This is a genomic window from Paenibacillus alkalitolerans, assembly GCF_016482785.1.
In the GTDB taxonomy this organism is placed as follows: Bacteria; Bacillota; Bacilli; order Paenibacillales; family YIM-B00363; genus Paenibacillus_AE; species Paenibacillus_AE alkalitolerans.
Genome location: NZ_JAEMXM010000033.1, coordinates 44,643 through 59,448, shown reverse-complemented (window position 1 = coordinate 59,448; position 14,806 = coordinate 44,643). Strand labels below are relative to the sequence as shown.

Below are 14,806 nucleotides of genomic sequence, written 5' to 3'. Positions count from 1 at the left end.
TCCTCATATAGATATTTTTTACTAGGCAAAAGGTGGATGATCGCACAAAAAAAATGGAGCCACCCGAAGGTGACTCCATTATGTCGTACTAGGATTACTCGTTGATGAACTTGGCATTCGCCAAGAAGCGCTGCAACATCGTTGCCGCTTCAGCGCGAGTAGCCGTACCGTTCGGAGCAAGAACGCTTGCGCTCAAGCCGTTCACGATGCCCGCTTTCACAGCGGCGGATACTTCAGCTTCAGCCCAGCCGAGACCGCTAGCGTCTTTGAATGCTGCAAGTGCGGAAGTGTCGGCAGCCAACTTCGTGCCTGCATATTCACTAGCGCGCACTACCATTGCAGCCAATTCTTTGCGGCTGATCTCAGCAGTCGGACGGAACGTGTCGTCTCCGTAACCCTTGATGATGCCGGCTTCTGCAGCTACCGCTACAGCGTTAGCATACCAAGCGCCTGCAGCCACGTCGGAGAAGTTAGAAGTCGCCGTCTTGTTGCTCAAGCCAAGGGCGCGAACAACGAGGGCTGCGAATTCTGCACGACTGATTGCTTTGTTCGGTTGGAACAGGCCTGTTTCATAGCCTTCAACGATGAGCTTGTTAGCCATCGATTCAACGTACTCTTCAGACCATGTGCCCGTCACATCGGAGAAGCTCTTGTCCAATTCTACTACAGTGTAGATGGAGTTGGACGTGCTCTTCAACGTTGCAACTTTGTCAGCGAACGTAGCAGGAACGAAGGTTAGCTTCTTGGTTTCTGGATTGTAAAGAACGCCGGTTACATTCTTACCAAATGCATTGTCAGCATTGATGGTACGCACAGCATACGTGCTGCCGAAGTCTTTCACGGCAACAGTCTTGTTGTTGCCTACTGCCGAAACCGTGAAGTCAACAGCAGGAGCCGCGGACTTACCACCAAGCTCAGCGATTGCGTCCGTTACCGGTTTCGCAGCGTCGCCGGTCAATGCTTTGATCTGAACCGTAATGTTTGTGTTGGCAAGCGTAGAGCCGAGCTCTTTCGCCAACTCATCATAGTTCAGAGCGGACAACGGAATTGCATAAGAGCCTGTTTTGTTCTTAATAACTACCGTTGCGCCTGTTGTGCTCTTCGCGATTTCTGCAAGAGCAGAAGCAGGAAGAGTTGCGACATCGCCGGTGATTTCGATCTCAACCGTGGTCTTACCTTTGAAAGCATCGATAAGAGCGGATGCGCTTACTACACCGTTGATGTCAGCAAGGCCGGTTGGGATATAGCCAATGCCACCGCCACCGCTAGACTTCGAGCGGTATACACGCTTCGTTACAGAATCATAATATACGTCATCTGCTATAGATTTATAAGATCCTGTAAGATCAACGTATGTAGCACCTGTAACAGACTCTTGTTTAAAATCGTAATAAACCACACCACTCACGGATTCTTTGTAAGTAGCGTATACAACAGAACTTACACCGTTACTTTGGTTAATCGTAATCCAAATTTTCCCGTCGTATACATCGGTATATACGGAATCGGTGACATATACACTACCACTTACTGTTCCGTTCTTAAAAGTAACATTGCCAAAATTAACTCCAGCAAATGCCAATACAGGCATCAAGGCGGACAATAACAGCATCGTCACAAGAAGCCCGGCTGTTTTCTTTACTACAGAGGATTTCAAGAAGATTCCACTCCCTACGTTCATGCTAGTTTTATATAATGTCTCTTTTTTCGCCATAGTTTTCACCTCCTTTCAAGAGACGGGATAACACAATAATGTAATACCAGGTAACACAAAAATGGAAAACAACGTTCTCATTCTATCATGTGTTTAACTAGATTAATAGAGACTTATTCCCCAAAAATGAGCCAATGTGGGTTTTATTTACAATAGAAATAGACGGAAATACAACCAGTATATATCTATATACTCATTGAATAGCAATTTGTTTCGCTAATGAATCGATTTGCTGCTTCAACTGATCTTGCCGGTCAGGGAAGTTTGCTAGTAAAGCGTCGAACACCGCTTGATCGTCTCTCGACTGTTTCCGTAAGGTAGCAAGGTAGTAAATAGCCGCCGCAGTATCGTTCGAATCGTCAAAATTAACATCTACAGCGTTGCGAAGCATTCCCTCCGCTTGAGGAATTTCTCCGCGGAAGAAATACACTTGACCTAGCGGTAACGCCAACCCCGGAGTAATACCGAATGCGCGTCCTTGCAGCTGGGCTTCAGGCAGTGCCTCAAGCGCTTTAGCCTTGTCCAACACCCGAACCCGGACCGAGAATACCGTATCCCACTGTGCCTGTGCCTCGTCCGCATTCTGCGATTGGAGCAGGTGGATCCCATACTGAAAATGTACGCTTGCCAATTGTTCATAAAGTGTCATATCCCAGGGAAAATTAGGGATGGATTGTTCGAGCAAAGCGACAGCATCAGGAAATTTATTCTGTAATAGTCTAAGCTGCAGCTCTCTGTAAATAAAAGGTTTGAAATACGGTTCGCGTTTCTTCATCATGGCCAACAACTCTTCAGCCTCGGTTACATACTGTTCATCATTGGTTTGCTGGTACAAGGAATTTAATACCTGTAACTTCAGGTCGACATATTCAGGATGTTTTAATTTGCCGATGGCTTCGTCCAACGGCCCTGTAATCTGATCGACCGAAGCGCCCTGAGCAGCATTGTGTCTGGCCTGAGTGTACAGGTTGTTGCTAGCCAAGTTATTGAGCGAAACCGCCAAGAATACCAGCGAACCAACAAGCAGTAAGGATGGGTAAACATAAACCCATTTACTCTTAGAGAACTTCTCCTGAAATCGAAATGGGCGCAGTTCGTTGGCTGCCAGCATCCCGCCGAGACAAAGGAATACTAAAGCACCCAAATACACGTAACTCATATTGAAGTCAATAATGCTGTGTATGAGTATAGAAATTGCAACTGTGTAAAATATTAAGTAAGGGTGTCGATCTCCTTCCTGTTTTATCCAATACGATCTAAGAAAGTGGTACAGAACCACACCCAACAGTAGTATTAAAGCAAACGAACCTACAATACCTACTTCTACTAGAGTTTGCAAGAAAAAGTTGTGCGCCTGGCGGCTTGTATACGGATTATTTTGATATTTTTCATATAATGTTTGCCAAGCGCCTCCGCCGGCACCGAATACGGGGTAGTCTTTCCAAAGTTTTATCGCATCTTGATAAAATGTTCCCCGTTCCAATACACTGTGCTGGTTCAAGTTAATGTTTTCAATGCGAGTTTGGATGTTATCCGGCAGCATCTTGACAAATCCGCTGTTGCCGAGAAGAAGATAGATGCCGAGAGCTCCAACAATAATTCCTACTATTGGTAGAGCTAAGTTGGTATAACGCTTTACGTCCACCTGCTGCAACTTCTTTTCCAACCAAGATGCTGCAAACCATTGGATGAGCAAGCCAGTCGCAGTGACAATTGCAGAACAGCCGATCAACAATGCCCAAGCCTTGAACGCATCACCGGGAACAAATTGTTTTTGCAATGCGAGTCCCATTACTGTTAACGCGTTAAGAATCAATAAAGTTACGACACCGGCAATAAATAAATGCAAAATAGCGAGCAATTGTCGGGTGACTTTTAGAAATGGAAGAACCAATACAAGAACAATCGGGAATACGACTAAGCCGCCACGGGATAAAGTCAAAATAAACGAAAGCAATGCAGGCACAAGCATAAAGGAAGCTACACCAACAACAACGCGACTTTTGGCACTTACGATGAGTACAATAGTTACAAGGATTGTCGCTATTAGGAAAGCTGCATAACTGTTCGCGTATTGAAAGACAGAGGTGAGACGCTCTCCGTTGGCATCGACCATTACTGCATCTTTGTAAATATTTGATACGTAACCGGATACTTCAGACCAATTGAATAGTCCCCAAATTGATGCGTCACCGAACCAGTTCATGAGACCGAATAGAACGATGATGTATGCGGATCCCACGATGCCGGATATCATAACTTTACTACCGAAGATCGATTTTGAAAGATATGTACCAATTGTGAAAACGAATGCGTAGAAAAGGTACACCCAGAAGGAGAAGGTAGCTGCATGTGAGGAAGAAGCAAAAATAATACTGATCAGATATGCGACAGGAATTAGCCATACAATATGATGAATCATTTGATTGCGTTGCGAAACTCTTTTTGTGAAAAACAAAAACACAGATAAGCTTAATACCGAAAATGACATTAGTGCTTCTGCGGTCAAGATTGCTCCGTCAAATGAAGCCTGACTTCCGTCAAATAGGCCTCTACCGAAAGGGGAGAAAAGTAAGAAGCCGAAAGTGAATAGGATGGTTGCCCAATAAGTAAGGGAGCTTTTTTCTTTGTTAACCCCAGTATGCGCTTGGAAACTATTTCTTGGTTTTGTTGGAACTTGCATGGTTTTCTCCTTTTTTATGTGATAACAAAAATATATTAACACATTTAATAGATCGGTATATAGACCTAAGAGATCAGTCATGCATGGAATATTATTTCATTTCAACTGAGGGGTCACATACAAGTTGCGTTGTTTCATTCATCTGGATAGAAAAATCGGTCTGAGGATAATTTTTTTCAAAAAAGAAGATGATTAGTGGAATTAACTTTCTCTGGTCTTTGATCAGGTGTTTTGTTAAAATATCAATGTCTGTTTCTTCATTTTTCCTTTATTTTTTACTCTAAAGTCGTATTCTACGGAAGGATAATATAACATGTCAAATGTACGAAAAGCCTTAATACCGATTGCTGGACTAGGGTACTTGTTTTTGCCGGTATAGGCTAAGGCGATAAATAAGCTATTCTTTAATGTATTGTAAAGAGGCTATATAATCCGAAATTGTTGATATCATTATTATATTTGTCCTTTGCAAAAACTTGGGCACTTCAGAAGGAGGATGTCCAGAGGACTACTACATAAAGTATAAACAGAATTAGGAGCTAACTATGATCATGATAAAAAAACTCTGGTGTCATCGTGAATTGATTAAACAAATTACAATAAGAGATATTATCAGCCGGTATAAAGGTTCTTATCTAGGGATTTTTTGGTCTTTCTTAAACCCATTATTTATGTTAGCTGTCTATACATTTGTGTTTAGTGAAATTTTTAAGTCGAAATGGAATACCGGCAGCGGTAGTAAGATCGAGTTTGCTCTTATAATCTTTGCTGGTTTGGCAGTTTACAATATTTTTTCTGAAGTAACCACTCGCTCCCCGGGACTTATCGTAGGTAATGCGAATTATGTGAAGAAAGTTGTTTTTCCATTAGAGATATTGCCTATCAGTATCCTTTTTTCTTCATTGATACATTGCATGATCAGTATTAGTGTACTGATTGCAAGTATTTTTTTGTTTCTGGGAGAATTCCATTGGACGATGATATACTTCCCTATTACACTTGCCCCACTCTTACTGTACGCACTTGGTCTAGGTTGGTTTCTTGCAGCTTTAGGGGTTTACCTGCGAGATATAGGGCAGATTGTGGGTATTGCGGTGCAAGCATTGATGATGTTAAGTCCTATTTTTTATCCTATTACTAATATTCCAGATTACCTTAAAACTTTTTTTTCTATTAATCCTTTCACTTATATTGTTGAGGATGCTAGAAACATCTTTATTTTTGGGCAAACTCCAGACTGGATAAGTTTAGCAATAAATACAGCGGTTGGTTTGTTAGTGGTGCTATTAAGTTATATTTGGTTCCAAAAATTAAAAGGAGGGTTTGCTGATGTCATCTGATATCGCGATCTCTGTTCAAAATATATCGAAATCGTACCGAATGTATCCCAGTCCTCAAGATAGACTTAAGCAATTTTTTGTAGGTTCAAAGAAGCAATTCTTCAAAGAATTTTGGGCGCTTAATAATGTCTCTTTTGATGTAAGGAAAGGTGAAAGCGTAGGAATCATAGGGAAGAATGGGTCAGGCAAGAGTACCATTCTACAAATTATTACCGGTACCTTAAAACCAACGAGCGGAGAAGTTAAGTTGAATGGAAAGGTATCTGCACTTCTAGAGTTAGGTAGTGGTTTCAATCCTGAATTTACTGGCAGAGAGAATGCTATTATGAATGGTGCAATCATGGGATTAACGCAATCCGAGATGGTCGATAGACTTCCCCTAATTGAAGAATTTGCAGAAATTGGAGATTTTATTGATCAACCTGTAAAGACATACTCATCCGGGATGTTCGTCAGACTGGCTTTTGCGTGTGCAGTTAACGTAAATCCTGACATTTTAATTGTGGACGAGGCTTTGGCTGTTGGAGATATGCGGTTCCAGTTGAAGTGTATTGATAAGATGAAATCTTTTAAAAAGGAAGGGAAAACCATTCTTTTTGTAAGTCATGACTCTTATGCTGTTAGGAATTTCTGCGATCAAGCAATCTGGATGATGGATGGTCAGGTGCATCTTCGTGGTGATGTAAAGACGGTAACAGAACAATATCAAGATTTTATGAAATATGAAGCAAGTAGAGAAGAAGTACAAGTAGAGCAACGTTCGCAAAATGGAGTAATATTATCTATCGACAATATTACATTTATAGATAGGACTAGAGTTCAAAAAGAAAACTTCAAGTTTGGTGATCCGATAACTGTAGTCGTAGAATATACTCTGCATACTGAGATGAAAGGAATCGTGGGCGGAATCGCTTTGTATGATAAACAAAATAACTATATCTGTGGTTTGAATACCAAGTTGGACTCTTACGCGATTCCCAGTCAGCCGGGCAAATATATGTTGGAACTTACTTATGACCAAATGAATCTACTTCCGGGAACGTATTATGTTGATGTAGGTTTTTTTGAAAGTTCTGCAGTTGTCATACTGGACTATAAATCACGTTTTGATTCATTCAGAATTGATTCAGGGGAATACATCGCTGAAGGTATCACTTATTTACCACATCAATGGAAATGTGAGGGGCTTGTTGGACATGCTAAAGTATGATCACGAATTGAAACTTTCAGAAGAGAATTCTCCATCGATAATATTACGACAAATATCAAAAAACACACGTGTGCTTGAGTTCGGGCCGGCAACAGGTTATATGACCCGTTATATGAAAGAGAGTTTGGGCTGTTATGTCGCTTGTGTTGAGGTTGATCCCGGTTCTGCAGAGGTTACTTCGAAATACTGTGACAGAATGATTATAGCAGACTTGGATGAAATGCATTGGCGAGATGAGTTGAAAGGTGAAAAGTTTGATTTTCTTATTTTTGCTGATGTATTAGAGCATTTAAAAAACCCGTGGAAGGTATTGGAAGCTTCGGTTTCTTTACTTAATGATAATGGCCAAATCGTTCTCTCGGTTCCTAATATCGGGCATAATGCGATCCTGATGAGCCTCTTGCAAGGGAAATTCGAATATAAGGAATTAGGGTTATTGGATGAGACGCATCTTCGTTTTTTTACGAGAGGAGGGCTCCTTCAATTAATAGAGTTTGCGGGTCTTGTACCTGTGCAATTAAACGCAACGATAAGTATGCCAGAATTAACGGAATTTAATCAGTCATATGTTGATTTTTCGAAGCCTGTAAGGGACTTTTTGCAAAAAAGAAAGGATGGCCATGTTTACCAATTTGTATTTACATGCAAGAAACAGTCAGATGTAAATGAAAATGATGTACCGCTTGACCTGATTCCGACTATAGAGAATGAAGTGACTTCGGTGGCTCTTCAGCTTTTTTGGCAGCATGAAGGTAAATTTGATGAGAAGTATTCAATAACATTGCCTTACGAGATGAAAAATGATGCCGTTGAATTTCGAGTTCAACTCCCTTCCCATTACGAAGGAACTCTACGAATCGACCCGGTGAATGTTGCTTCGTTCATTGAATTAGACTATCCTTCCCTATGCGGACACGATGAAAAGCTGTTAAAGAAATTTACGATTGATGAAATGAAATTTTCGGACTCGGTCATTCGTGTACAAGAATCCGAATCATTGAAAATAATTGCATTAGACAATGATCCGCAATTATTTGTTCACTTATCGGGTGATTTGGGGGCTTCGTATTTAAAGATAAAAATTCGTTACAGTGAAGAAACGGTCTATTGTTTGCTGAACGAACTGCAAACCCAGCATGAGCAATTGAATGAAGCATCAATGAAAATATCTGAGGGAGTAATGAAAATTTCTGAAATGAAGCTTCGTCAATCAGAAATGCAAAACAAGATCGAAGAGAATGAACTTGAAAAAATCACATTGTTCTCCAAGATCGAACTACTAGAAACTAACTTAAATGAGAGCAAAGTAGATATTCATAATCTTCGTACCGAAAATCAAGAGTTAGCCCATGCAGTTGAAAAACTGACGGAGCGTAGTTCCAAGCTTCACGTTGAAAACTATAAACTCCAGGAAAAGTTGGCATCAAGAGAGCTTTCGCTCAATCAATCGGAACGCCAACTTCAAGAGAAGAACGAACTATTGAATGGTGTCTACTCCTCCTTTTCTTGGAAAATCACAAAACCAGTGCGTTATTTAGGCAAAATTCTTAGAAATCCTGAAGCTTACGCCCGCAGTATGATCGACATGCTAATTCGTAAACGATATGAATTGCAGTTAAACCCAATCGCAGAGTTGGAACATGTGAAAACCAATGAGTGGAAATCCATTGGTTCGGATCCGCAATTTTATTTAGTTGGGAGATACCCGATTGGGTGGACGAAGCTCCAAATAAATATTTCTCCAATCAGAACAACTCAGGGTAACATGAGACTTTATCTTGATAGAGGTCATTCATTTAATGAAGCGGATAGTTATCACATGGGTTATATTGGCTCAAAACAAACACATTACATCTATTTAGATACCGATTTGGTTAATTTAAGATTCGATCCCTTGGAATCCGAAGGGGAATTTACGATTAACGGTGTATCGTTAACCAAGGTTTCAAAAGCAGAAATTTGGATAAATAATAGTGTTAATAGTGTGAGAAGGAAACTTCGTAAAATATTAAGCTTTGCACGTTTCGCAATGGAAAAAGCAAATGATTGGAAAGCTAAAAGAGGTAGATATCCTACCCTTTCGGAGATTCCTGACTTAGCGAGGAAGGCAATTTATAAATGGAGATCCAACCAGAGGCAAGTATTGAACGATCAATTGAAGCCTCCGCCAGGTTTTGAATTGCAGCAACCATTGGATACTTATGAAGCTTGGCTTGAGGTAAATCAATGGAATGAGCGTAAAGCAGCTATTGTAAGTGAAAAAATAGCCCAAATGAAGAATAAACCGCTATTGAGCATTGTAATGCCGGTTTATAATCCGCCTATTGAGTTTTTGGACAAAGCGATAGATAGTGTACTTCAACAGTTATATCCTAATTGGGAATTGCTAGTCGCAGACGATGCTAGTACAAATCCTAATGTAAAGACTGTTTTGGAAAAGTGGGCAAGGCAGGATTCAAGGATAAAAGTGAAATTCCTTGAAACCAATGGCAATATTAGCGTTGCAACAAATGAAGCAGCTGAGATGGCTAGTGGAGAGTTTATCGTATTGATGGATAATGATGATGTGTTAACTTCTGATGCCTTGGCAGAAGTAGCTTTCTACCTTGGAGAAAATCCAGTAACGGATGTGCTTTATTCGGATGATGATAAGGTGGACATCAAAGGTCGACGATTCGCGCCTCAATTCAAGCCAGACTGGTCACCTGAGCTCTTGCTTTCATACATGTACTTTAGTCATATTTTTGTTATCCGAACTTCTATCTATCGAGAGGTGGGCGGTTTAAGGAAAGGATTTGAAGGTTCCCAAGATTATGATTTGGCTCTTCGAGTAACAGAAAAGGCTCGCCATGTAGGTCATATCCCTAAAATACTTTATCACTGGCGTGTACTGCCAAATTCGACGGCTTCATCCGGTTCGGCGAAGCCGGAAAGCTTTGAAGCTGCAAGAAAAGCTTTACAAGAAGCGTTCGATAGAAGAGGGATTCAAGCGACTGTTTATCAACCAGACTGGGCCCTAAAGGCGGGTTGTGGTATCTTCTCGCATGAATTTCCAGACGATGGTCCGAGTGTTGCCATCATAATTCCGACGAAGAACCAGCATTCGATTCTTAAGGCTTGTATTGATTCCGTGGCCCAAACCACCTACAAAAACTACAAAGTTTACGTTATTGATAATGATAGCGATGATCCGGATACCCTTATGTATTTGGCATCGATTCAGCATCGTGTGTTGAAAATATCTAATCCTAATGGGAAATTTAGCTATGCTTATATCAATAACCAAGCAGTGAAAGCTGTTGAAGAAGAATTTGTTCTCTTCTTGAATAATGATACCGAAGTAGTTAATCCTAGGTGGCTAAGTCAAATGGTAGGATACCTATCAATTGAAGGGGTAGGTGCCGTTGGCGCTAGACTCATATTCCCGGATGGTCGAATTCAACATGCCGGGATCACACATGGATACTATAATGGGATGGCAGGTCCTTCATTTAAATTAATGCCCGAATGGAATAATGGTTACCTAAGCTATGCAAAAGTAGTGCGTAATACTCTTGCGGTAACGGCCGCTTGCTTGTTAACACCTCGCCATTTATTCCTAAATAGCAGTGGTTTCGATGAAAAGCATTTTGCCGTTGCTTATAATGATGTGGATTATTGTTATCGACTCAATGAAGCAGGATACCGGATGGTTTATTGTCCGGATGCCGAACTAAAACATTATGAAGGGTATTCACGGGGATTCGCCGATAACCCAGCTGAGGGAGCAGCGTTTAGGCAAAAATTTGGCAATACGATTGATCCCTATTACAACCCTAACCTGTCGTTGGACAACGAACATTTTGAAATTGCATCCAAAGTGGTTGTAACAGAAGACATGCCTCCGATTAAATCTTTAATGTGTGCTTTTAATTTGAATTGGGAGGGTGCACCATATAGTCAATACGAAATGACGGTCCATCTTAAGAGGAATGGCATCATTGAGCCTATTGTGTATTCTCCGCATGATGGCCCGCTTCGTAGAGCATATGAAGATCAAGGGATTACTGTTGAAGTGTTTGAACACCCACTAGCCGGAGTATCAAACTTATATGCATATGAGAAAGCTATCGGTAAATTCAAAGAACGACTGAATACTTGGAATATTGAGCTTGTTTATGGTAATACTTTGCAGACGTTTTATGCGATTGAAGCTGCTAAGCTCAACAATTTGCCAAGTATTTGGAATCCGAGAGAAAGCGAACCATGGCAAACGTACTTTAGTAACTTTGGTGATGATATTGCAGTTAGAGCGCTGAATTGTTTTAACTATCCGTATAAAATCATATTTGTTGCTAATGCTACAAAAAATGGTTGTTTACCGCTTAATGTTCATTACAACTTCACAACGATTCACAATGGGTTGGATAAGAAGCGGTTATATAAGCTGATGGAAAAATGGCCGCGCTCTCAAGCAAGAGAACATTTGGATGTAAAGTCGGATGAACTAATGGTCCTGCTATTGGGCACCGTATGTGATCGTAAGGGTCAATTGGACTTGGCAAAAGCTGTTGCCTTGCTGGATAAGGAACAGGTAAGTGCTATAAAATGTTTTATAGTCGGTGACCGACCTAGCGAATACAGCAATCAATTGCATGCCTTTAGAGGTAGTCTCCCGGAGATTTATCAAAAGAAAATAATCATTGTTCCTGAAACATCAGATACGGCTTTGTATTATTCTGCCGCAGATATTTTTGTATGCAGTTCAAGGATCGAGAGCTTCCCAAGGGTTATCTTGGAAGCGATGGCGAGCGGCTTACCAATCATTACTACGCCTGCATTTGGAATTACTGAACAGGTACAACAGAATATCAACGGAGTTTTCTATCAACCAGGGGATGTAAGAGCCCTCGCACAGCACCTGAATTCTTTTATCACAATGCCGGATTACCGTCAAAGATTGGCGGTCAACAGTAAACATGTATTGAATCTGCTGAACGATTATGATTCTATGGCCAATTCTTATGGGAAAATCTTTAGAGAAGCATGGCTGAGCGGGAGGTCAAGATAAATGTGTGGAATCGTTGGCATCATTGACCTGGAGAAAGACTCCATACCAGTCGACTTCTTAACAGCGATGAATCAAGTGATGTATAATCGCGGTCCTGATGGTGAAGGACACTTTTTTGAAAAAAACATTGGTATGGCTATGAGACGCCTATCTATTATAGATCTTGAGGGCGGTTGGCAACCTTTTTACAGTAGAAATCAAGAAGTTGTGGCATTTCAAAACGGTGAAATTTATAACTACCGTGTTTTAAAACAGGAGTTGGAATCTGCAGGTTACGTCTTTAAGAGTCATAGTGATACGGAGGTTCTTGCCCACGGATATACGCATTGGGGTTTCCGTGGTATGTTAGAACGAGTTGATGGCATGTACGCCATTGCCATTTATGACAGATCGAAAAGGGAACTTTATCTAGCTAGAGACAGGTTCGGCGAGAAACCGTTATACTACTGTTACGCACATGGAAAGTTTGCATACGCCTCAGATATGCTGGCTCTGGCTGCGTTACCTTGGGTTACTGATGATATCAACTACACAGCTATGGCGAGATATTTAGCCTTGCATTATATTCCTGGTGATACCACCTTATTTAAAAGTATTAGTAAAGTTTTGCCCGGACAATATGCGGTGATTGCTCTAGATAACCCAGTTCCTCAATTGGACTGGTATTATAAGCTCAATGGTAAAAAGGCGCAGCAGCGGTCTGATGATGAATTATTAAAAATTTTAGATGCTGCCGTAGAGTCCAGACTGATTGCAGATGTTCCGGTTGGTGTTTTCTTGTCCGGAGGGTTAGATAGTTCTATTGTCGCGGCTTTAGCGGCCAGAAAGCAGCCCAATATCTGCACCTTTTCTATGGGTTTTGACTCCCATTCGCATGATGAGAGTGAATACGCTTCTTTAGTGGCTAAATCAATTGGGAGCGAGCATTTCAATTTTATTTTTAATGAGAATTCCTTTATTGATCTGCTACCAAAAGTCGCGTACTCGTTAGATGAACCGATTGGAGATCAGGCTCTCCTCCCTTTATTTTGGCTTTGCCAGGAAGCGAGAAAGCATGTTACAGTCGCTCTTGCCGGTGAAGGCGCTGATGAGGTATTTGCCGGGTATGGGTATTACCGTAATTTCCTCCAACAAAAATCCTGGAAAGACAAACTCAAAGTATGGTTAGGTCGTTCAACAGATAACGAGGAATTATTACAATGCGTTGTTAATAATCCAGTACCTATCACTCCATCAGGGTTCCCGCTTTTGACAGACATTGATGGCAGAGAAAGACTGCTCCCTAACCTTAGTATTAGGCAAGTGGATACATGGGAAACCGATTTAATGGCTCTCTTAAACACATCAAGCAACAAATTACAAAGAGCATCTTTGGCTGATTTATATACTTGGCTTCCAGATGACCTGCTTGTCAAGTTTGACAGAATGGCTATGGTTCATAGCTTGGAGGGACGAGCTCCTTTCTTAGCTCCGCAAGTTGTCGAATCAGGTCTATATCTTTCGGATAACCAACGGATCACTAGAGAAACAAGTAAAGTAGCTTTGCGTAAGGTGGCAACGAAAATTCTTCCCCCAGAAATTCTGGATAGACCGAAACAAGGGTTTGTCCTTCCAATGAGAAAATGGATTTCACAATGGTTTGAAGCGAATGGCAATTTCGAGACTTATTTTCGTGGAAAGACTGTTCCTGGTTTGAACGTTGACGAGACTATTCGAATTATTCGGGAAGATATGAATAAAGGGATTCAAAGAGAACGGCTCCTTTTTGCTTTGATTATGTTGGTTGAATGGTATGAGTCGTTCATGCAACGCAAAAGTGAAGTCAAATCAAGGTATTTACAATATCAGTAAAGGATGATCGATTTGAAGGCCATTGTTACCGGCGCGGCCGGATTTATTGGTTCGACTTTAACGCAAAAATTATTGGGTGAAGGGTATACTGTAACCGGCATCGACTCTGTTACAGATTATTACTCATTAGATGTAAAAAAAAATAACATAAGAAAAAACATTGAGCACCCTAACTTCATTTTTTTGGATAAATGTATACTTGATCTCGACTTGAAGACTTTATATGAAGAAAACGATTATGTTTTCCATTTGGCAGGACAACCTGGTGTAAGGGCAAGCTGGGGGACAACCTTTACTATTTACACTAAAAACAATATTGAAGTGACCCAATATATGCTCCAACAAGCCATTGGAGCTTCTAGACTCAAGAAATTCGTATTTGCTTCAACTTCTTCGGTGTACGGAGATGCGGAACAATTTCCAACACATGAGAAGATGCTACCTCAGCCCGTTTCTCCTTATGGAGTAACCAAGCTGGCTGCTGAGAAATTATGTTATTTATACTATCGGAATTTTCAAATTCCTACCGTATCCCTTCGTTTCTTCACAGTTTATGGCCCTGGTCAAAGACCTGACATGGCATTCCAACTTTTATTCTCAGCTTTGAAAGATGATCTCGAATTTACGATGTATGGGGATGGCCATCAAACTCGCGATTTCACATATGTGGATGATATCGTACAAGGAAATTATCTTGCAGCTTTAAAAGGCATCCCAGGAGAAGTTTATAATTTGGGTGGTGGGACGAGAGTCTCCATGCTGGATGTGATTAAAGAAGTCGAACAAGTAACAGGTCGAAAAGTAAAGATTAAATACGGAAATAAGCAAAAAGGAGATGCGAGAGATACATCTGCAGATATAACGAAAGCCAAACAGGAGCTTGGATACGCTCCAAAAATTACTCTTCAGGAGGGGCTTCAAAGACAGTGGTTGTGGAACCAAACCATCTAAAACAGGA

Annotated in this window: 7 protein-coding genes; 5 read left to right on the top strand and 2 right to left on the bottom strand. The window is 41.0% G+C overall.

Features of this window, described 5'->3' with window-relative positions; translation table 11 throughout:
* Positions 1 to 94: 94 nt before the first annotated feature.
* Together JET16_RS28170 and JET16_RS28165 are read right to left on the bottom strand one after the other, a co-directional pair.
* Positions 95 to 1,714, bottom strand: a complete 1,620-nt coding sequence (locus JET16_RS28170) for an S-layer homology domain-containing protein (RefSeq protein ID WP_199624332.1) — start codon at positions 1,712 to 1,714, stop codon at positions 95 to 97.
* A gap of 193 nt (positions 1,715 to 1,907) precedes the next feature.
* Entirely contained in the window at positions 1,908 to 4,397 is a 2,490-nt protein-coding gene (locus tag JET16_RS28165; protein WP_199624329.1) for an O-antigen ligase family protein, read from the bottom strand.
* A 551-nt stretch (positions 4,398 to 4,948) separates the two neighbouring features.
* Between JET16_RS28165 and JET16_RS28160 the strand changes: the two genes are divergently transcribed.
* From JET16_RS28160 to JET16_RS28140, 5 genes are read left to right on the top strand one after another with little or no spacing between them, the layout of a single operon-like run.
* Positions 4,949 to 5,737, top strand: a complete 789-nt coding sequence (locus tag JET16_RS28160; protein ID WP_233532381.1) for an ABC transporter permease — start codon at positions 4,949 to 4,951, stop codon at positions 5,735 to 5,737.
* Positions 5,727 to 6,947 (top strand): ABC transporter ATP-binding protein, encoded by a 1,221-nt coding sequence (locus tag JET16_RS28155; protein WP_199624323.1) that lies wholly within the window; start codon positions 5,727 to 5,729, stop codon positions 6,945 to 6,947. Before JET16_RS28160 ends, JET16_RS28155 begins: the two co-directional genes overlap by 11 nt.
* Entirely contained in the window at positions 6,934 to 11,997 is a 5,064-nt protein-coding gene (locus JET16_RS28150) for a glycosyltransferase (protein WP_199624302.1), read from the top strand. Before JET16_RS28155 ends, JET16_RS28150 begins: the two co-directional genes overlap by 14 nt.
* Complete coding sequence (gene asnB / locus JET16_RS28145; protein ID WP_199624289.1) at positions 11,998 to 13,848, top strand: asparagine synthase (glutamine-hydrolyzing); 1,851 nt, start codon at positions 11,998 to 12,000, stop codon at positions 13,846 to 13,848. It begins immediately after the preceding gene.
* Between the two features lie 12 nt (positions 13,849 to 13,860).
* Positions 13,861 to 14,799, top strand: coding sequence for a GDP-mannose 4,6-dehydratase (locus tag JET16_RS28140; RefSeq protein WP_199624275.1), 939 nt, complete (start codon positions 13,861 to 13,863; stop codon positions 14,797 to 14,799).
* Positions 14,800 to 14,806 lie beyond the last annotated feature (7 nt).